Annotated in this window: 20 protein-coding genes; 11 read left to right on the top strand and 9 right to left on the bottom strand. The window is 73.2% G+C overall.

The window, feature by feature from the left end:
- Positions 1 to 69: 69 nt before the first annotated feature.
- Positions 70 to 1173, top strand: a complete 1104-nt coding sequence (gene manA, locus ACFYE1_RS10075) for a mannose-6-phosphate isomerase, class I (protein ID WP_387742380.1) — start codon at positions 70 to 72, stop codon at positions 1171 to 1173.
- A gap of 24 nt (positions 1174 to 1197) precedes the next feature.
- On the opposite strand, the gene mdlC is transcribed toward manA, so the two are convergent.
- Together mdlC and ACFYE1_RS10065 are read right to left on the bottom strand one after the other, a co-directional pair.
- Positions 1198 to 2799 (bottom strand): benzoylformate decarboxylase, encoded by a 1602-nt coding sequence (gene mdlC, locus ACFYE1_RS10070; protein WP_387742378.1) that lies wholly within the window; start codon positions 2797 to 2799, stop codon positions 1198 to 1200.
- Positions 2800 to 2893: 94 nt separating this feature from the next.
- Positions 2894 to 3844 carry a LysR family transcriptional regulator gene (locus ACFYE1_RS10065; RefSeq protein WP_387742376.1) on the bottom strand — a complete coding sequence of 317 codons (951 nt, stop codon included), beginning with the start codon at positions 3842 to 3844 and terminating at the stop codon, positions 2894 to 2896.
- A gap of 207 nt (positions 3845 to 4051) precedes the next feature.
- On the opposite strand from ACFYE1_RS10065, the gene ACFYE1_RS10060 reads away from it, so the two are divergent.
- The 6 genes from ACFYE1_RS10060 to ACFYE1_RS10035 all read left to right on the top strand — a co-directional run bounded on the left by ACFYE1_RS10060 (position 4052) and on the right by ACFYE1_RS10035 (position 9372).
- The gene (locus tag ACFYE1_RS10060) at positions 4052 to 5014 is read left to right on the top strand and encodes an ABC transporter substrate-binding protein (protein ID WP_387742374.1); all 963 of its coding nucleotides are present in this window, start codon (positions 4052 to 4054) and stop codon (positions 5012 to 5014) included.
- A 39-nt stretch (positions 5015 to 5053) separates the two neighbouring features.
- Complete coding sequence (locus tag ACFYE1_RS10055) at positions 5054 to 5848, top strand: ABC transporter permease (protein WP_387742372.1); 795 nt, start codon at positions 5054 to 5056, stop codon at positions 5846 to 5848.
- The gene (locus tag ACFYE1_RS10050) at positions 5845 to 6618 is read left to right on the top strand and encodes an ABC transporter permease (RefSeq protein ID WP_387742370.1); all 774 of its coding nucleotides are present in this window, start codon (positions 5845 to 5847) and stop codon (positions 6616 to 6618) included. Before ACFYE1_RS10055 ends, ACFYE1_RS10050 begins: the two co-directional genes overlap by 4 nt.
- Positions 6608 to 7543: an ABC transporter ATP-binding protein gene (locus ACFYE1_RS10045; protein ID WP_387742368.1), complete on the top strand. Its 936-nt coding sequence runs from the start codon at positions 6608 to 6610 to the stop codon at positions 7541 to 7543. The genes ACFYE1_RS10050 and ACFYE1_RS10045 overlap by 11 nt, the downstream gene beginning before the upstream one ends.
- 104 nt (positions 7544 to 7647) lie before the next feature.
- A complete protein-coding gene (locus tag ACFYE1_RS10040) occupies positions 7648 to 7860 on the top strand; it encodes a hypothetical protein (protein WP_387742366.1) in 213 nt (70 codons plus the stop codon).
- Positions 7861 to 8034: 174 nt separating this feature from the next.
- Entirely contained in the window at positions 8035 to 9372 is a 1338-nt protein-coding gene (locus ACFYE1_RS10035) for a hemolysin family protein (protein WP_387742364.1), read from the top strand.
- 59 nt (positions 9373 to 9431) lie between these two features.
- Here ACFYE1_RS10035 and ACFYE1_RS10030 read toward each other — a convergent pair whose 3' ends face one another.
- Together ACFYE1_RS10030 and ACFYE1_RS10025 are read right to left on the bottom strand one after the other, a co-directional pair.
- Positions 9432 to 11132, bottom strand: coding sequence for a thiamine pyrophosphate-binding protein (locus tag ACFYE1_RS10030; RefSeq protein ID WP_387742362.1), 1701 nt, complete (start codon positions 11130 to 11132; stop codon positions 9432 to 9434).
- Positions 11129 to 11911, bottom strand: coding sequence for a cyclase family protein (locus ACFYE1_RS10025; protein WP_387742360.1), 783 nt, complete (start codon positions 11909 to 11911; stop codon positions 11129 to 11131). Before ACFYE1_RS10025 ends, ACFYE1_RS10030 begins: the two co-directional genes overlap by 4 nt.
- Positions 11912 to 12286: 375 nt before the next feature.
- Between ACFYE1_RS10025 and ACFYE1_RS10020 the strand changes: the two genes are divergently transcribed.
- On the top strand, positions 12287 to 13162 hold the full coding sequence (locus ACFYE1_RS10020) for a shikimate dehydrogenase (protein ID WP_387742358.1): 876 nt from the start codon (positions 12287 to 12289) through the stop codon (positions 13160 to 13162).
- Positions 13163 to 13234: 72 nt separating this feature from the next.
- Here ACFYE1_RS10020 and ACFYE1_RS10015 read toward each other — a convergent pair whose 3' ends face one another.
- From ACFYE1_RS10015 to ACFYE1_RS10005, 3 genes are read right to left on the bottom strand one after another with little or no spacing between them, the layout of a single operon-like run.
- Positions 13235 to 13579, bottom strand: a complete 345-nt coding sequence (locus tag ACFYE1_RS10015) for a GNAT family N-acetyltransferase (protein WP_387742356.1) — start codon at positions 13577 to 13579, stop codon at positions 13235 to 13237.
- A gap of 21 nt (positions 13580 to 13600) precedes the next feature.
- Complete coding sequence (locus ACFYE1_RS10010; RefSeq protein WP_387742354.1) at positions 13601 to 14611, bottom strand: pirin family protein; 1011 nt, start codon at positions 14609 to 14611, stop codon at positions 13601 to 13603.
- Entirely contained in the window at positions 14608 to 15273 is a 666-nt protein-coding gene (locus ACFYE1_RS10005) for a carboxymuconolactone decarboxylase family protein (RefSeq protein WP_387742352.1), read from the bottom strand. Before ACFYE1_RS10005 ends, ACFYE1_RS10010 begins: the two co-directional genes overlap by 4 nt.
- Before the next feature lie 232 nt (positions 15274 to 15505).
- Here ACFYE1_RS10005 and ACFYE1_RS10000 point away from each other — a divergent pair, with 232 nt between their 5' ends.
- Together ACFYE1_RS10000 and ACFYE1_RS09995 are read left to right on the top strand one after the other, a co-directional pair.
- The gene (locus ACFYE1_RS10000; RefSeq protein WP_387742351.1) at positions 15506 to 15802 is read left to right on the top strand and encodes a DUF1540 domain-containing protein; all 297 of its coding nucleotides are present in this window, start codon (positions 15506 to 15508) and stop codon (positions 15800 to 15802) included.
- 167 nt (positions 15803 to 15969) lie between these two features.
- Complete coding sequence (locus ACFYE1_RS09995; RefSeq protein ID WP_387742349.1) at positions 15970 to 16539, top strand: hypothetical protein; 570 nt, start codon at positions 15970 to 15972, stop codon at positions 16537 to 16539.
- A gap of 75 nt (positions 16540 to 16614) precedes the next feature.
- Here ACFYE1_RS09995 and ACFYE1_RS09990 read toward each other — a convergent pair whose 3' ends face one another.
- Together ACFYE1_RS09990 and ACFYE1_RS09985 are read right to left on the bottom strand one after the other, a co-directional pair.
- Positions 16615 to 17118: a metallophosphoesterase family protein gene (locus tag ACFYE1_RS09990; protein ID WP_387742347.1), complete on the bottom strand. Its 504-nt coding sequence runs from the start codon at positions 17116 to 17118 to the stop codon at positions 16615 to 16617.
- 5 nt (positions 17119 to 17123) lie between these two features.
- Positions 17124 to 18176: a HoxN/HupN/NixA family nickel/cobalt transporter gene (locus ACFYE1_RS09985; RefSeq protein ID WP_387742345.1), complete on the bottom strand. Its 1053-nt coding sequence runs from the start codon at positions 18174 to 18176 to the stop codon at positions 17124 to 17126.
- A 225-nt stretch (positions 18177 to 18401) separates the two neighbouring features.
- Between ACFYE1_RS09985 and ACFYE1_RS09980 the strand changes: the two genes are divergently transcribed.
- Complete coding sequence (locus ACFYE1_RS09980) at positions 18402 to 18944, top strand: type 1 glutamine amidotransferase domain-containing protein (protein WP_387742343.1); 543 nt, start codon at positions 18402 to 18404, stop codon at positions 18942 to 18944.
- The last annotated feature ends 43 nt before the right edge of the window (positions 18945 to 18987 follow it).

Below are 18987 nucleotides of genomic sequence, written 5' to 3'. Positions count from 1 at the left end.
GGTGATCTTAGGCCACGGCCGCTCCCGGGTGCCGCAGGGCGCGGGCGGTCCTGTGATTGGATGACGAGCATGGTCGAGATCCTCCGCATGCGCAATCCCGTCCAGCACTACGCGTGGGGCTCCCGCGAGGTGCTGGCTCGGCTCCAGGGCAGGCCCGTGCCGAGCCCCGAGCCCGAGGCCGAGCTGTGGGTCGGCGCGCACCCCTCCGCCCCGTCCGTCGTCGTCCGGGACGGCCGGGACGAGCCGCTGGAGGACCTGCCGTTCCTGCTGAAGATCCTGGCCATCGAGGCCCCGCTGTCACTCCAGGTCCACCCCTCCCCGGAGCAGGCCGAGGCGGGCTTCGAGCGGGAGCAGCGGTCGGGGATCCCGCTCGACGACCCGCGGCGCAACTACAAGGACCGCTCCGCCAAGCCCGAGACCGTGGTGGCGCTCACCGAGGTGGAGCTGCTGACGGGGGTGCAACCGGTTGACCGGTTGCGCGCCACCGCCGCGCGGCTGGGGCTGGACTGGCTGCACGACGTCGCCGACGGCGGACGTCCCGTGCTGCCCGCCGTGCTGACGCTCGACGACGCCGCCGCCGGGGCCGCCCTGCTGGCGACCGTCGCCGCGGCCCGCGCCGCGGATCCGGAGGAGCCCGTGGCCGCGCTGGTCCGCTACGTGCACGACCGTCACCCGGACGACCGCGGGCTGCTGGTCGCGGTGTGCATGCACCACGTCCGCCTGGCCCCGGGGCAGTCCCTGCACACCCCGGCCGGGCAGCTCCACGCGTACCTGGGCGGGACGGCGATCGAGGTGATGAGCTCGTCGGACAACGTGCTGCGCGCCGGGCTGACCGGCAAGCACGTGGACGTGGCCGAGCTGCTCGCCGTGCTGGCCGACGAGCAGGCGGTCCCGGAGATCGGCGAGCCCGCCGCCGACGAGCACGGCCGCCGCGTCTACCCGCTGTGGGACGAACGGCTGTCGCTGACCGCCCACGAGCTCGTGCCGGGACGGGCCGTCCCCGTCGAGCTGCGGGGGACCACGGTCCTGCTGAACACCGGGGACCGGGTGCTGGTGCGCACCGCGGACCGGGAGTGGGAGCTGGCCGGCGGGGAGTCGCTGCTGCACCGGGGCGGTGCCGGCACGATCGAGCTGTCCGGTGCCGCCCGGGTGTTCACGGTCTCCTGCCGCTGAGCCGCGCCCGGTGCCCGGTGCCGCTCACGGTGTGGTCAGCTCCGTGCGGACCTCGATGAGCGTGGGGCCTTCGGCCGCGAGGCCCTGCCGCACCAGGCCGGCGAGCTCCGCGGCCGTGCCCGCGGCGTGCGCGGGCACCCCGTAGCCCCGCGCGAGGCTCAGGAAGTCGATGCCCGGCACGTCCAGTCCCGGGACGTCCCCCGTGCCGAGCATGCCCGCGAACCAGCGCAGCGCGCCGTAGGTGCCGTTGTTGAGGATGACGAACACGACCGGGACCCGGTACTGCGCCGCGCTCCACAGGGCCGTGATCCCGTAGTTGGCGGACCCGTCGCCGACCACCCCGATCACGGGCCGCTCCGGCCGGGCCAGTTTCACGCCGACCGCCGCGGGCAGCCCGAAGCCCAGTCCGCCGGAGGCCGGCCAGAAGTAGGAGCCGGGCTCCCGCAGGTCCATGTGCCTCCAGAAGTCCCCGTTCGTCGAGGTCGACTCCACGACGTAGGCGGTGTCCGCGGGCGCGGTCTCGCGCAGCACCTCGAACACGGCCCCCGGGTGGAAGACGCCGTCCACGGGTTCCCGGGCCGGCGGCGGCACCGTCCAGTCCACCGGGGCAGCCGGGCGCGCTCCGCCGCGCCGCTCGTGGAGGGCGGCCACCAAGGCCACGGCGGTCGCCGCGAGCCCGGCCACGAACGACGTCCCGAACGGTGCCCGAGCGGCCTCCTCCGGGTCCTCCGTGACGTGCAGCAGCCGCGTGCCCTCGGCCAGGTACCGGGCCGGCTCGTACTGGTGGTAGCGGAAGACGGGGGCGCCGAGCACCAGGACCACGTCGTTGTCCTCGAGCGCGGCGTGCACGCCGCGCTCCGACGGGGTGAGGACCCCGCGGAACTGCGGGTGCCGGTTGGGGAACGGCAGACGGTAGGGGGACGGCGCCACCCACACGTCGGCACCCAGCAGCTCGGCGAGCTCGCGGCTGACCGCGTTCGCCGCCACGGCGTCCACCTCGGAGCCCAGCACCAGCGCGGGCCGGCGGGCGCCGGCCAGCAGGCCGGCGATCTCCTGCACGTGCTCGGGGCCCGGATGCAGGCCCTCGACCACCCGCCGGGGCAGCAGGTAGTCGTCGTTCTCCGCGGACTCCCGGTCCCAGTCGTCGTAGGGGACCGAGACGTAGGTCGGGCCGCGGGAGCCGGTGGTGGCCTCCCACAGCGCCTGGTCGAGCATGCGGGGGACGTCCTGCGCCGACAGCGGCTCGCCCGCCCACTTCGTCAGCGGGGAGGTCAGGTCCGGGGCCGTCACGTTGGCGAGCATGGGCTCCGCGCCGATCGTGGCGCGCACCTGCTGGCCGGCCGTGACCACGAGCGGGGTGTGCGAGCTGGCGGCGTTGGTCAGCGCGCCCATGGCGTTGCCCGTGCCGGAGGCCGAGTGCAGGTTCACGAGCACCGGCCGGCCCGTGGCCTGCGCGTAGCCGTCGGCCATGCCGACGACCACGCCCTCGTGCAGCCCCAGGACGTAGCGGACGTCCGGGGGCAGGTCCCGCAGGAAGGGCAGCTCGTTGGAGCCCGGGTTGCCGAACACGGTGTCGAGGCCGCGGGCCTGCATCCAGCGGTGGGTCCTGGCACGGATGGTGGTCACGCTGCGCTCCAATCGGGACGCGGCACCGGTGTGTCGCCTCACCGCGAGAGTAGAAGGGGGCCGGGGGTGCGGCCAGTCGATGTTTTCTATCCCCTCATAGACGGCGACGATGCCAGGGCCCGGGATGCAGCGGCGCGGACGGGTCCGGCGAGACGGACTCCCGCAGCGTGTCCACGATCAGCTGCGCGAACCACTGCTGCGCGGGACGCTGGTGGCCGGTCTCGCGGGTGTAGGCGGCCAGCTGCAGGACCGGCATCTCGACCGGGTGCGGGAAGACCCGGATCCCGGCCGCCTCCTGGAGGGTCTCGGCGAGGAACCGCGGCAGCACTGCGAGGCAGTCGGTGCGCTCCACGACGGAGACCAGGCCCGTGAAGTGGGACAGCCGCAGGGCCGTGCTGCCCGGGGCGCCCGCCCGCTCCGCCGCCACCTCGGCGAGCTCGTGACCCATCGACGGTGCGAGCCGGATCCGGGGCTCCTCCGCGAACTGCTCGAGCGTGAGCCGTTCCCGGACACGCGGGTGGCAGCGGGCGGCGATCACCACGTACTCGTCCGTGCCGATGACCGTCCGGACGATGCCGGGGCCGCCGATGTACGGGGCGCAGATCGCGGCGTCCACCCGGTTGCGCATCAGGTCGTCCGGGACGCGCTCGACGTCCAGCGGCAGCACGGTCAGCTCCACGCCGGGCGCCTGCTCCCGCAGCGCCACCATGACGGAGGGCAGGAACGCCAGCTCGCCGAGGTCGGTCAGCGCCAGGGTGAAGCGCTCGCGGGCGGTCGCCGGATCGAACAGCCCGCCGGAGGAGACGGCCGCGGTCACCTGGGCGATCCCGGCCTTGACCTGGGGGAAGATGCTCCTCGCGAACGGCGTGGGGCTCAGGCCCCGGCCCTCCCGGACGAACAGCTGGTCGTTGCACTGCCGGCGCAGGTTCTTCAGGGCGTGGCTCACCGTGGGCTGGGTGAGGTGCAGCTCGGCGGCGGCCCCCGTGACGCTGCCCTGCTCGTAGACCGTGCAGAACACGCGCATCAGGTTCAGGTCCAGTTCCACGGCCCCACTCCTCGGTCAGTGACTCATAGATGTCATGTATCGGTCTATCGACAACATGCACTGGTTTGTGAATGCTACGTCACTAGAGTGAGCCCTATCACAACCCGGATCCACCGGGTCGCACAGCGCAGTGCCGACAGCGGGTCCGGCACCGACCACGAGGCACGACCACGGAATACGTTCACGGAACGACACAGGGGAGACACGATGCGGCGATCGCTCATCAGCTGGGGAGCAGCAGCGTCCGTACTGGCGCTGGCCGCGTGCGGCGGCGACAGCGGCGGAGGTGGCACCGGGGCCGAGGGGGAGATGCAGGACGTCACCGTCGGCGTCATCCCCATCGTCGACACGGCAGCCATCTGGCTGGGCGAGGAGCAGGGCTTCTTTGAGGAGGAGGGGATCAACCTCGACATCCAGACCACCAGCGGCGGCGCCGCCGCCGTGCCGGGCGTGGTCAGTGGTGACTTCGACTTCGCCTTCGGGAACACCCTGTCCGTCATGGTCGCCCAGGGCGAGGGTCTCGACCTCAAGTACGTCGCCAACGGCACCACGACCTCCGGCGACGCCGAGCGGGACTTCGGCGCCGTGGTGGTGCCCGCCGATTCGGACGTCCAGGGCCCTGAGGACCTGGCCGGCAAGACCGTGTCGGTGAACAACCTCAACAACATCGGCGACACCACGATCCGCTACGTCGTCGAGCAGGCCGGCGGGGATCCGCAGGCCATCGACTTCGTGGAGGTCGGCTTCCCGGACGCCCCGGCCGCGCTCGACCGCGGCCAGGTGGACGCGGCCTGGATCCTCGACCCGTTCCTCACCCAGGTCCTCGACGAAGGCGCCCGCGCGGTGTCCTACAACTATGTGGAGTTCGACCCGGAGCTCGACATCGCCGGCTACTTCACGACCGCCCTGAAGCTCGAGGAGGACCCCGAACTGGTGGAGCGGTTCCAGGCCGCGATGAACCGCTCGCTCGAGTACGCGAACGAGAACCCGGACGCGGTCCGGGAGGTCGTCGGGACCTACACGGAGATCAGCGACGAGCTGCGCGCCGAGATGGCCCTGCCGCGCTTCCGCACCGAGTTCGACCGCGAGGCGCTGCAGAAGCTGGGCGACGCCGCCGTCGAGTACGGGACCCTCGAGGAAGCCCCCGACCTCGACGCGCTGCTGCCGTAGCCCGTCTGCGGACACGGCACACCAGGGAGGAAGCACGACATGGCACGAAAGCGCACGGTGCGGGCCTGGGCGCCCGGCGCCCTCGGGGTGCTGGGGATCCTCGGATTCCTGCTCACCTGGGAGCTGCTGCCCCTGACCGGGATCGTCGACCCGCGGTACCTGCCCCCGGCCAGCGAGGTCCTGCTGGAGCTCGGGGAGCAGCTCGGCTCGGCGGGCTTCTGGCTGGCGGTCTGGCAGACCGTCCGGGCCTGGTTCCTCGGGCTGCTCATCGCCGCGGTCGCCGCGGTCGTCCTGGGGCTGGTCATCGGCAGCAGCACGTTCCTGCGCCGGGCCACCCACAGCACGATCGAGTTCCTCCGGCCCATCCCGTCGGTCGCGCTCATCCCGCTGGCCGTGCTGCTGTTCGGCGTGCAGCTGGAGTCCACCCTGCTGCTGGTGGTGTACGCGTCCTTCTGGCAGATCCTCATCCAGGTCCTCTACGGGGTCGGCGACGTGGACACCGTGGCGCAGGACACGGCCAAGAGCTACGGGCTCGGAACGCTGGCCCGCGTCCGGTACGTCACCTGGCCCACGTCCCTGCCCTACGTGATCACCGGGCTGCGGCTCGGAGCGGCCGTGGCCCTGATCCTGGCGGTCACCGCCCAGCTCGTGATCGGCACGCCCGGACTGGGCCGGGAGATCTCCCTGGCCCAGTCCGGCGGCGCCGTCACGGCCATGTACGCGTTCATCGTCACGGCCGGGCTGCTCGGCGTGCTCATCAACCTGGGGATGCGGGCGCTGGAGCGCCGGGCGCTGGCCTGGCACTCGTCCGTCCGCGGAGAGGTGGCGGTGTGAGAATCGTCAAGACCCTGGTCTACGCCCTTGCCCTGCCCGTCCTGCTGATCCTCCTGTGGTGGGTCTACACCCTGGTGGAGACCAACTTCTACGTCCCGGAGCCGGGCGAGTTCGCCACGACGTTCGTGGACGTCTGGATCGGGGACCGGTTCTTCGACGACGTGCTCCCGAGCATCGGCCGGCTCCTGGTGGGACTGGCGCTGTCCATCCTGCTCGGCGTCGTCGCCGGGCTCGTCATCGGCTCGGTGCGCTGGCTGCGCAACCTGCTGGAGCCCGTGCTCGAGTTCTTCCGGGCGATCCCGCCGCCGGTGCTGGTGCCCGTGCTGATGCTGCTCATCGGCGTCAACGACCAGATGAAGGTCGTGGTGATCGTGCTCGGGTCCGTGTGGCCCGTCCTGCTGAACACCATCGAGGGCGTGCGCTCGGTCGACTCCGTCATGAACGAGACGGCCCGCTCGTACGGGATCCACGGGTGGTCGCGGATCATCCACCTGGTGATTCCCGCCGCCAGCCCCCAGATGATGGCCGGCATCCGGCAGGCCCTGTCGATCGGGCTGATCCTGATGGTGATCTCGGAGATGTTCGCCTCGTCCTCGGGGCTCGGCTTCACCATCGTGCAGTTCCAACGATCGTTCGCCATCCCCGAGATGTGGAGCGGCATCGCCGTCCTGGGTCTCATCGGAGTGGTGCTGGCGTTCGTCTTCCAACGTGTTGAACGCAAGGTCCTCGCCTGGTACCGGGGCCTGAAAGAGGTGGAGAATGCAAGCTGAATCAGGAAGCTCGGCTGTGGACGGCGGCGGGCCCGCTCCCCGGACCGAGGCGGGCGGGGGCGCCACGCACGAGGCCGGCACGCTCGAGACCGGCACCGGGGTCTCGGGTGCCGGCGCGGGACGCACCGGCGGGAAGGACGTGCTGCTGTCCGTGCGCGGGCTGCAGAAGATCTACCAGAGCGACCACGGTGACGTAGAAGCCGTCCGCAACCTCACGTTCGACCTCGGCCGCGGCGAGCTGGCGTGCCTCGTGGGGCCCTCGGGCTCCGGCAAGACCACGCTGCTCAAGTGCATCTCGGGGCTCATGGCGCCCACGTCCGGCGAGGTGCTGCTGGGCGGCGAGCAGGTGACCGGTCCGCCCAAGGACATGGCCGTGGTCTTCCAGGAGTACGGGCGCAGCCTCTTCCCCTGGATGACGGTCCGCGAGAACGTGGAGCTGCCGCTGAAGAACGCCAAGCTGGCCCGGGACGAGCGGAACCGGCTCGTCGAGGAGGCGATCGCCGCCGTCGACCTGCGCGGCGCGGACAAGAAGTACCCCTGGCAGCTCTCCGGCGGGATGCAGCAGCGCGTCGCGATCGCCCGCGCGGTCGCCTACCAACCGAAGATCCTGCTGATGGACGAGCCCTTCGCCGCGGTGGACGCCCAGACCCGCGCCGACCTCGAAGACCTCATCCGGGACGTGTGGCACCGGATGGGCGTGACCGTGCTGTTCGTGACCCACGACATCGACGAGTCCGTCTACCTCGGCGAGCGCGTCATCATCCTGTCGAGCTCGCCCACGGTGGTCCAGGAGGACCTCCCGATCGACCTGCCCGACGACCGCGACCAGCTCACCACCCGCGGCCTGCCGCGGTTCACCGAGCTGCGCGGGCACGTCTACGAGGAGATCCAGCGCGCCAAGCGGGAGGCGGGCACGCGGGCCTGAGCCGGCCGCTCCACCCGGGACGGGCCGAGTCCGGAGCCGGTGCGCCCACTACACTGGGCCCACCGGCTCCGGAGTGCCCGGCGCCGCCTTCCGGGAGGCCCGCCATGAGCACCACCCCGTCCGACGGTCTGCGCGGCACCACCGCGCCGTGCCCGCGCTGCGGCGCCACCGGATTCGAGCTGGTGTACGTGCAGATCATGCCCGACGACTGGGACCAGGCGCGCGACGTCGAGCTGGCCTCTCCGTCGATGATGCTGCCCGACGGGCGCGCCCCCGAGTTCTCTTGCCAGAACAGGCAGTGCCGCCACCTCTGGTGAGCCCGGTCGGCCCCGGGACCGCTTGCCCCGCCCGTCGGGTCCGGTGCGCGCCGGCGCGGTCCAGGAACGCGACCCGGTCCGCGTAGGCGACGGACCGGAGGGTGCGAAACCGGACCGCGAGGGCGCATCGCCCTGACCCTCCGGTGCCACGGGCCGGCCGGTACCGTGGTCACCATGGACGACAGCACGATCGTGAACATCCTCCTGGTCCTGCTGTTCGTGGCCGTCGGGGGCGTCTTCGCGGGGACCGAGATGGCGATCGTCAGCCTCCGGGAGAGTCAGGTCAAGCGGATCGAGCGCTCGGGACGGAAGGGCGTCCGGACCGCCGCCCTCGTCCGCGATCCCAATCTCTTCCTCTCGGCGGTGCAGATCGGCGTGACGGTGGCCGGGTTCTTCTCCTCGGCCTACGGCGCCTCGACGCTCGCCCCGGACGTGGCCCCCGTGTTCGAGCGGGCCGGTCTGTCCACCGCGGCCGCGGAGACCTCGGCGCTGATCGGGATGACCCTGGTGATCGCCTACCTCTCCCTCGTCCTGGGGGAGCTCGCACCCAAGCGTCTGGCCATGCAGCGCTCCGTGGGCTTCACGATGCTCCTCGCTCCTCCGCTCAGCGTCTTCGCCGTGCTCATGCGTCCCGTCATCTGGCTGTTGTCCGTGTCCACGAACCTCGTGGTCCGGCTCCTGGGCGGGGATCCGCACGCCGTCACCGAGGAGGTCTCGGCGGAGGAGATCCGGGAGATGGTCGTGGACACCCAGGGCATCGGGCCCGTCTCGCGCTCGATCCTCACGGACGTCTTCGAGGCGGGCGAGCGCCGCCTGGTCGAGGTCATGCGCCCCCGCCCCGACGTCCACTTCCTGGACGGCACCCTGCCCGTCACAGAGGCCTATCACCAGGCCCTGGCCCGGCCGCACTCCCGCTACCCCGTGCTCGGCACGAGCGTGGACGACGTCCTGGGCTTCGTGCACATCCGCGACCTCGTGGTGGCGGACCAGGACGGCGACGGGGTCATCGAGGCCCCGCCCCGGACCCTGCGTGACGTGGTGCGGCCCATCCCCTTCCTGCCGGAGACCAACCACGTGCTGCGCACCCTGCACGCCATGCGCAAGGACGGGCACCACATCGCGCTGGTGGTCGACGAGTACGGCGGGACGGCGGGCATCGTGACCCTCGAGGACCTGGTGGAGGAGCTCGTGGGGGAGATCTACGACGAGTTCGACGCCGGAGCGCGGGAGTACGAGGACACGGTGCTGCGCCAGGGCGGGGCCGTGCTCGTGGACGGCGGGCTGATCATCCAGGAGGTGTCGGCGGAGGCCGGGCCCGTAATCCCCGAGGGCCACTACGAGACCGTGGGCGGGTTCGTGATGGACCGGCTGGGACGGGTGGCGCGCCCGGGGGACGTCGTCGACGTGGACGGCCACCGGCTCGAGGTCCTGGCCGTGGACGGCAGCCGGGTGGAGCGGGTGCGGATCACCCCTGCTCGGCAGGACGCGGAGGAGGAACGGCCCAGCTCCTGACCAGGTCCTCCGGGGCTCGGCCCGCGGCCACCGACGAGGACCGCGGCGCGGGCGCGGCGTCAGTGCCCCCGGAAGGCCTCGGCCAGCCACCACGCCCCGCCGTCGGAGGCGATCTTGGCGTCGATCACCAGGGGCCGGTCCAGCGACCCGGACAGCCGTTCCCGCACGGCGGCCAGGTCCTCGACGGAGCGCACGGCCACGCCGTCGGCGCCGAAGCCCCTGCCGATGGCGGCGATGTCGACGTCCGGGAAGACCACGGTGTCCAGCGGCACGTCACCGTCGCCGGCGAAGTGGTGCACCTCCGCGCCGTATGCGGCGTCGTCGTAGACCACGCACACCAGCGGCAGGCCCAGCCGGACCGCGGTCTCGAGCTCGGCGATCCCCATGAGGAAGCCGCCGTCCCCGGCGCCGAGCACGGGGAGCCGGTGCGGCTGCGCCAGGGCGGCGCCGATGGCCGTGGCCAGGCCCAGGCCGACGGACTGGAAGGCCTGGGTGAAGCAGAAGCCGCGCTCGTCCGGGACGGAGAGGTACTGGCTGGGGTAGCCCATGAAGTTGCCGCTGTCGACGGCGACGACGCGCTCGGCCGGCAGCATCGCGTCCAGCTCGCGGGACAGCACCCGCGGGTCGATCCGCTCCGCCGTGGAGAGGTCCTCGAACGGGATGTCCCGCCATCCGCCCTCCCGGGCGATCCGCGCGGCCAGCTCGGGTGTGCGCCACGACGACGACGCCGGGGCGGGGGCTTCCGGCCCGGCAGCACCCTTCTGCGCGGTGTCGTGCTCCAGGGCGGCGAGGACGTCCCGCGCGGTGAGCGCGCAGTCGCCCACGATCCCCAGGTCCAGCGGCCGGCCCACCGGCCGGTGCGCGCCCAGGGCGGACTCCTCCAGGTCCACCTGCACCACCGAGGCCCCCGGGCCGAGGAGGCGTCCGTGCCGCGTGGTCCACATGGTGAGGGCGCAGCCCCACCCCACCACGAGGTCGGCGTCCCCGATCAGCTCCGCGGTCGTCGGGGAGGAGAATCCCCCGGAGATGCCGAGGTCGAAGTCCTCGCCGGCGAACAGGCCCTTGGCCACCGCCGACGTCGCGAGCAACGCCCCCGACCGCTCGGCGAGGGCGGTCAGCTCGGCGCGGGCTCCCCGGGCGCCGCGTCCCGCCACGAACACCGGCCGGCGCGCGGCGGCCAGCATCCCCGCCAGGCGCGCGGCGGCCTCGTCGTCCGGGCGCACGCGCGGGACGGGCGGGAGCGCGGGCACCACGGCGCCCTCCGGGGCGGGTGCGGCCTGGACGTCGAGCGGGACGCTGAGCACCACGGTGCGGCGGTCGTTGCGGGCCCGGCGGACGGCCCGGGCGACGTCGGCCGCCGCGCTCGCGGGGGAGTGCACCCGCTCGGCCACCGCTCCCACCGCCCGGGCGAGGGCGTCCTGGTCGATCCGGAAGTTGGAGTGCACGGCCGCGGCCTGGGTGTCGGCGGTGAGCACGATCAGCGGGGTGCGGGACTTCGCGGCCTCGCCGATGCCGGTGGTCGCGTTGGTCAGGCCGCAGCCCTGGTGCGTGGTGAGCACGGCGACGCGCCCGCTCGTGCGGGCCCAGGCGTCGGCCATGATCGCGGCGCCGTTCTCGTGCCGGGCGGCCGTGTAGGGCACCCCCGCCGCGATCAGCGCGTTGGTGAGGTGGAAGTTGCCGCTGCCCACCACGCCGAAAGCGTGCCCGACGCCCAGGTCCGCGAGCGCACGGCCCACGAGCTGGGCGACCGTACCGGTCACGCCCCGGACCTCTCGACGAGGGCGAGCACCCGGGCGGGGCTGCCCGTGCCGCCCACGACCGGCAGGGGCGCGACCACGAGCTGCGCCCCGAGGACCGGCAGCCGGTCGAGGCGGCGCAAGGAGGTCAGCCCGTACTTGTCGTGGCCCAGCAGGTGGTGGTGGGCGGGGAAGGGCGGGTCGAAGCCGCCGGCGACGCCCGCGTCGATGCCCACGGTCTCCACGCCGAAACCGCTGATGTGCGGGTGGGCGGCGAGCCACTCGGCGGCCGCCACCGACGGCCCCGGGGCGTGCAGGCCGTGCTCGTCGGCGTTCAGGAAGAGCTCGGGATCGTCCCCGCGGTCGGACCAGCCGGTGCGCAGGAGGACCCAGCAGTTCTCGGGGAAGCGCCCGTGCTCGGCCTCCCACCGTTCGAGGTGGGCGGGCTCCAGCAGGGCGTCGGCGTCCGCCTCCGCCTCGGCGGTAAGGTCCAGGACGGCGGCCGGGCCCACGAGCCTCGCCGGCTCGATCCGGTCCACCGACCTCCCGTCCCGGCCGGTGATCCAGTGCACGGGCGCGTCCAGGTGCGTACCGGCGTGCTCACCCACCGTCAGGTCGTTCCACGCCCAGCCGGGCCCGGCCTCGTCGAAGGCGCTCACCGGGGTCATGGACAGGCCCACCGTGTTGGCGAACGGTTCCGGCAGCCGCAGGATCGGGGTGTCCCGGTCCAGGGGGGTGGTCAGGTCCACGACCTCCACGGTTCCGGCGGCCAGTGCCGCCCCCAGTTCGCCCAGCACGCTCATGACGTCACCCTCCGCAGTTCGTCGGCCCCGTCAGCAGGGCCCCGGCACACACTTCGTCGCCCATTGTCCCCCGAGCGGGCTCGGCGTCCCGGCGATGCGGGGAAGCGTCGCCGGCACGGAGGATGTCGTTCGTCCGCACGCCCCGCACTGCGAGGTGATCCGGGAGGAAGGTGTGCTCCCGGTCAATCTCAAGCCGCTTCCACTCTGTGGCACTCCTGTTCACATAGTGAGTAAAGAGGGGGTGCAGAGTCTCTCCCCGGTGTACTGTGATGGGCGTCCCATCGGCTCGCGATGCCCTCCCCGCAACCGGCACCGACTCTGCACCGAGGGCGGTCGGCGCAGCCGCGCCCAGCCCGCACCCGCAAGGAGCCCTCCATGAGCACCACCTCCGAGTCCTACCTCGTGGGCCTGATCGGCGACGGCATCACCCGAAGCCTCACCCCGCCGATGCACGAGACCGAGGCCCGGAACCACGGCCTCCACTACCTGTACCGCCCGGTGGACCTCGAGGTGATCGGCCGCCCGGGCGAGGACGTGGGGGAGCTGCTGCGGGCCGGGCGCGACCTCGGGTTCAACGCCTTCAACATCACGCACCCGTGCAAGCAACTGGTGCTGGCCCACCTCGACGAGGTCGCCCCGGAGGCGGCCGCGCTGAAGGCCGTCAACACGGTGGTGATCCGTGACGGCCGGTTCATCGGCCACAACACCGACGTGTCAGGCTTCGCCGCGGGGCTCCGGGCCGAGCTCCCCGGCGCGGCCAAGGACCGCGTGGTCCAGGTCGGCACCGGCGGCGCCGGCTCCGCCGTGGCCTCCGCCCTGCTGAGCGCCGGCGTGCAGACCCTCCACCTGTTCGACGTGGACCCCGACCGGGCGGCCGAGCGGTCCGCCGCCATGGCCGAGCTCTTCCCCGGGCAGCAGGTCGCGGCCGCCACCGCCCGGACGCTGCCGGAGCTGGTGCACGCGGCCGACGGGCTGGTCAACGCCACCCCGGTGGGCATGCACCACCACCCCGGCACGCCCGTGGACCCCGATCTGCTGGAGGCCCGGCAGTGGGTGGCCGACGTCGTCTACCTCCCGGTGGAGACCGAGCTCATCGCCGCGGCCCGGGCCCGGGGGTGCCAGGTGCTCGACGGCGGCCACATGGCCGTCGGCCAAGCGGTGGACGCCTTCCGTCTCATCACCGGCGTGGAGCCCGAGCGGGCCCGGATGCGCGCCCACTTCCTCGACCTCGTCGCGGCCCAGCAGGGCTGAGCGCGAGCCCTGGTCCCGGAAGCCCCGGGGCTCCGGTGCTCACCGGGGGCCGGCCTGCCCCGGCGGGCGGGGTCACTGCTGCTGCCGCGGGACGGCCGCGAGGTGCTCGGGGCGCACGGGCACGGTGTGCTGCTGGTGGTCGGGGTGCTTGTGCAGCCACTTCTTGATGTAGGGGCACACCGGGACGACCGCCAGCCCCGCCTCGACGGTGTCGTCGAGGGCGTGGCGGGCCAGCACGGAGGCCAGTCCCTGCCCGCCGTAGGCGTCGTCCACGGTGGTGTGGTAGAAGATCCGCTGCGGCCCGTCCGCGCCCTCGAAGGGCACCCAGGAGGCCGCGCCGATGACGGTCTCCCCGTCGAGGAGCTCGTAGCGCTGCCGGTCGGGGTCGTTCCGGACCGAGACGGTGGAGGTGTCCATGGTGGTCTCCTGTGGACGGGCTCAGCCGCGGGGCCGCAGCTGGACGGCGGGCAGGGGTGGGGCCGGCAGCGGGGCGGGCTGGCCGGCTGGGTAGGGCCCGAAGCGCGGGTACGGGGCGCCGTCGTCGTAGCTGCCGCCGGCCGGCGCGGAAGCCGGTTCGGCGTCGATCTCCGCCTGCCAGGCGGCGCGGTAGGCGACGACCTCCTCGTGGGTGCGGCCGACGAAGTTCCACCACATCACGATCTGCTCACCCAGCGGCTCCCCGCCGATGAGCAGCAGCCGGACCGGGCTCAGGCCGGCCTCCAGCACCACGGACCCCTGCCCGACCGGGAGGTAGGCGAGGTGGTCCACCGGCACGGGTGCGCCGTTGAGCGCCAGGTCGCCGGTGTCGAGCAGCACGCCGTGCTCGAGGACCGGGTCCAGCTCCAGCTCCAGCCGGGCACCGGGCCGCAGGGTGGCCTCGGCGGCCAGCAGCGGCGGGGTGAACGTGTCCACCGGGGACGTGCTGCCGGCCAGGGAGCCCAGGAACACGCGCAGCTCCGTGTCCTCCCCGACCACCGGCTCGGGGGCGTGGTGCTCGAAGGCCGGGGCCATGTGCCGGGTCGCCTCCGGCAGGGCGTACCACAGCTGGACCCCGTGCAGGAGCGTGGTGCCGGGAGTGGAGAACTCCTGGTGGGAGATCCCCCGCCCGGCGATCATCAGGTTGACCTCACCGGGACGGACGACCGCGTCGTAGCCCGCCGAGTCCCGGTGGGCTATTCCGCCCGTGAACAGCAGGCTCACGGTGGCCAGGCCGGTGTGCGGGTGCCGGGCCACCCGCATGCCCCCGGACTCCGAGACGAGGTCGGGGCCGTAGTGGTCGACGAAGCACCACGCCCCGATGAGGCTGCGCTGCCGCTGGGGCAGGGTACGTCGCACGGTCATCGCCCGGGGCCCGCCCAGGGGCACCTCGCGCGGGGCCAGCAGCTGCGCGCCGGCCCCGACGGCCTCGGTGCACAGGAGCTCCTGCGGATTCACGTCCAGATTGGTCACGCCGTGCCTCCCGCGACGGTCGACGGGGTGCGCGAGGGACCCGGCGCCTGCGCCTCCGGGGCTTGTTTCCCCCGCGCCTGGCTCCTGGCCGCGTGCTCCTTCGAGGACTGTTCCTCCGGGGCCTGTTGCTTCGGAGCCGGTTTCTCCGGGGTCTGTCTCTTCGGCGCCTGTTCTCCCGGGGCCTGCTTCTTCGGGGCGGCCGCGCGGGGGCGGACCCGGTGGCGGGAGAGGACCGAGACCCGGTTGAAGGCGCTGATCGCCACCGCCGTCCACTGCAGCGCGGAGTACTGCTCGTCGGTCAGCTCGGCCCGAGCCACTGCCAGCTCCGCCAGCCGGGTCTCCTCGTCGGGCAGCAGGGCCACGGCCTCGCCGATGGCCAGCGCGGCCCGCTCCAGGTCGTCGAACAGCTCCGTCTCGCGCCAGGCGGCGAGGACGGCCAGCTTCTGCGCGCTCACCCCGGCCTCCACGGCGTAGCCGGTGTGCAGGTCGAGGCAGTAGGCGCACCCGTTGAGCTGGGAGACCCTGACGCTGAGCAGCTCCACCAGCGCCCGGGACAGCCCGGAGTCCTCGGCTGCGTCGGCGACCTTCCGTGAGAGGCCGTTGAGCGCCCGCCAGCTGCGCGGATCCGCCTTGTCGAGGTAGAAGTGGTCGCTGGCGGTCATGGCGTCTCCTCGTGGTCGTCGCGGCTCCGCTGGGCGGCCCCGCCCTGCTCCCAGCGAATACCCCCGGCGGTGCCCCGTCAAGGGCGGGACCGCCGTGCTCGTCGGCCGGCCCGGGGACATTGGGGCACGAAAAAATGTGCTATCCATCGCCCCCGGTGAGGCGCATCCTGGAAGAGCCCGTTCAGGTCGGGGCAGCAGGCTCCGGCCAGGAGATCCTCCCGGAGGAGAAGTCATGGCCACCACCGAGTTCGTTCCCGTCTCCGACTGCACCGTGGGGCAGTGCTCGTTCAACCACGACCACGAGTGCACGGCCCATGCGATCACCGTGACCGGCAGTTCCGGCCACGCGCACTGCGGCACCTTCATCGCGCTGGGCCCCGACGGCGGCCTGCCCACCGTGCACGCGGAGGTGGGCGCCTGCCAGCGCGGCGAGTGCGTGCACAACTCGCGCCTGATGTGCACGGCCCACGACGTGAAGATCGGCGCGGGCGCCGACGAGGCCGACTGCCTGACGTACCAGGCCGCCTGACGCCCGCCGGCGGCCCCGTCCCCGGCCCCGGGGCGCCTGCGCCCCGGGGCCGGGGTCTCCGCGTGGCCTGGGAGCGGACGTGCCACGGCGCCCGGGGCGCGGGACAATGGAGCTGGACAGTGGAGGGGCACGCGCAGGCGCACGGAGCGACGAGAGGACGGTACGCCATGGACGAGGAGATCCGGCTCAGCGGGGCGGACCATCCGCACGTGCCGATCCCACGACTCGGGGAGCTCGACGCGGTGTGGGCCCGGCGGATCGTGCTCGCCGTCGTGGCGAGCCTGGTGGTCGGGCTGCTCGGCGGCATCGCGGCCGCGCTCCTGCTGGGCGAGGGCGGACTGCTGAGCCCCGCCCAGTGGGGGCTCGTGATCGGCGGGGCGGCCCTGCTGCTCAGCGGCATCGTCCTCTCGCTCACCCGCGCGGACGATGCGCCCCGCAACGACCTCATGGACGCCCGCGCCCGGGCGAGCAAGGGGCTGCGGACCTCGGTGCGCCGCGGTGCCGTCCCGCGGGACCCGGTCCTGCGGGAGATGCAGGACTACATGGCCGTGGAGATGGTGCAGTACGCCTGGCCGATCCTGCTCACCGTCCCCGGCATGGCGCTGGTGGTGTGGGCGATCTTCGTCCCCGTCCCGGCCGTGCTGGTGGCGCTGCTGCTCGTGCTGGTGTGGGCCGTGGTCCGGGTCAACGGGACCGTGGTGGGCCGGCGCTACTACAAGCTGCGGGGCCTGCTCTGAGCCGACGGGCCCGCGGCGGACGGGCCTGCGACGCCGGTTCGGCGTGGCCGCTCGATCGGGGCCTGCGTCGGGGCGTCAGCGTCGCGGCAGACGGACGCGCTCCACGTCGGTGAGCCGCCCGCCGTCGGCGACCGCCGTCAGGTAGGTGCAGTGCGGCTGGCGCCGACGGTCCGTGGGAGAGCCGGGGTTGAGCAGCCGCAGACCCGCCGGGGTGGTGCTGTCCCACGGGATGTGGCTGTGGCCGAAGACCAGGACGTCGAGGTCGGAGAACGCCCGGTCCATGCGGGCCTCCCGCCCGGCGGCGGCACCGGTCTCGTGGACCATGCCGAAGCGCACGCCCCCGAGCGTCTCGCGGGCCACCTCGGGCAGCCGCTCGCGCAGCTCCGGCCCGTCGTTGTTCCCCCAGACGCCCACGAGGCGCGCGGCCCGCTCCTCGAGCCGGTCGAGGGTCGCGAGGTCGACCCAGTCGCCCGCGTGCAGCACCACCTCGGCGTCGTCGACCGCCTGCCACACCGCGGCGGGCAGGTCGCGGGCGCGCTTGGGGACGTGCGTGTCGGCGAGCAGGAGGAGTCGGACCATGGCGCTCAGCCTCGCACAGGTACCGGCCGGCCGTCGCGGCGGATCCTGTCCAGGACCCGCGAGCCCAGCCAGACGGCGCCGAACAGGACGATCACGGCCATGCCGAGGAAGTTGAGGTCGACCGCGGCCACGAGAGCGAGCGCGCCGCCGGTCGGCTGCAGGATGTCGGCGAGCACGGACAGCAGGCTCGTCCCGCCGATGACGAAGGCGATGACGACGGAGGCGGTGGTCACCGTGACGTTGTAGTCCAGCGTGCGGTCGGCGTCCACCGAGGCCCAGCCGTAGACCCGGTTCATCAGGATGCCGTCGGCGCTGTCGAACGCCGTCATGCCTGCGGTGAAGAGCACGGGCAGCACGAGCACCGCGTACCAGGGAAGCTCGGGGGCGAGACCGCCGGCCATGACGAACAGCCCGATCGAGGCCGCCGTGTCGAGACCGAGGCCGAACAGGAAGCCGACGGGGTACATCCTGGCCGGACGGTCCACCACGCGGGTCACGGGGTGCAGCACGCGGTGCAGCACCCCCCGGGCGGCGAGGTGGGCGTCCAGCTCGCCGGCGTCCAGGGTGCCGGTGCGCCCGGTGCGGCGGGCCCGGCGCAGCCGGAGCAGCACGGCGAGGTTGAGCACTCCGGCGGTGACGAGGAACAGCCCGGAGACGGTGCCGCCCCAGACCCCCGCGGCCTGCCGCAGCTCGGAGCCCTCGTCCGCGAGACCGCCCGCGAAGGCCTCCAGGCCGAGGGTCAGCAGCAGAACGGAGACGAGGACCACCGAGGAGTGGCCCAGGGCGAACCAGAAGCCGGTGGCCGCGGACTCCCGGCCGCGCGCCATCAGTGAGCGCGTGGCGTTGTCGATCGCGGCGATGTGGTCGGCGTCGAAGGCGTGCCGGATGCCCAGGGCGTAGGCGCTGAGCGCGAGCCCCGCGAACAGTCCCGTGCCCGCCTCAGGGGTGTCGGTGCCCACGACCAGGGCGAGCAGCGAGCCCCAGCCCACGAGGTGCAGGAGGACGACCGCGGCGCCGATCGCGGTGACGGGCGGGGAATCGGTGCGGCAGGGGCTCACGGGGGTCCTCTCTCCGATCCGGTGGGTGGTCACAGGGCTGCGCTCACGCTAGCGGCGCCGTGTTTCCGACGTGTTCCGGCGCGGGGTGACGGGGAGCGGCGCGGTCCCGGGTATCGCCCAGCGAGAACGGAGCCGTGCGGCGCTTCCCTTTCGCCGCCCGCCGGGGCCACAGTGGTGAGGTGTCACGGCGCCACGGTGCCGACCCACCGACCCAGGAGGTTCCGCATGACCACCGACATCACCGGCAAGAAGATCGCGTTCATCGCTACGAACGGCGTCGAGGAGCCCGAGCTCACCGAGCCCTGGAAGGCCGTCCAGGAGGCCGGCGGCACCCCCGTGCTCCTGTCCTCGGAGCAGGGCAGCATCACCGCGATGCAGGGGGACTGGGACCACGCCGGCAGCTACGACGTCGACGGCACCCTCGCCGCGGCGAAGGCCGAGGACTTCGACGCGCTGGTCCTGCCCGGTGGAACCCTCAACGCGGACAGCGTGCGCGTGGACCAGGACGCCCTGCGCCTGGTGAAGGAGTTCGACGCCGCGGGCAAGCCGATCGCGGCCATCTGCCACGCCCCGTGGATCCTCATCGAGGCCGGACTCGCGCAGGGCCGGCGGCTCACGTCCTACGCCTCCCTCGCCACGGACCTGAGGAACGCCGGGGCGGACTGGGTGGACGAGGAGGTCGTCGTCGACGGCCGGCTCGTCACCTCCCGCAACCCCGGTGACCTCGAGGCCTTCAACCGGGAGACGCTGAAGCTCGTCGCGGGCTGACCGGCTCCGCGGCTCCGCCGCAGAGCCGTTCGGCTCCGCGCGT

Source organism: Kocuria nitroreducens, from assembly GCF_042879195.1.
Taxonomy (GTDB): Bacteria; Actinomycetota; Actinomycetes; order Actinomycetales; family Micrococcaceae; genus Kocuria; species Kocuria nitroreducens.
The sequence above is the reverse complement of the archived record's forward strand: the minus strand, read 5'-3'. Positions and strand labels throughout refer to the sequence as shown.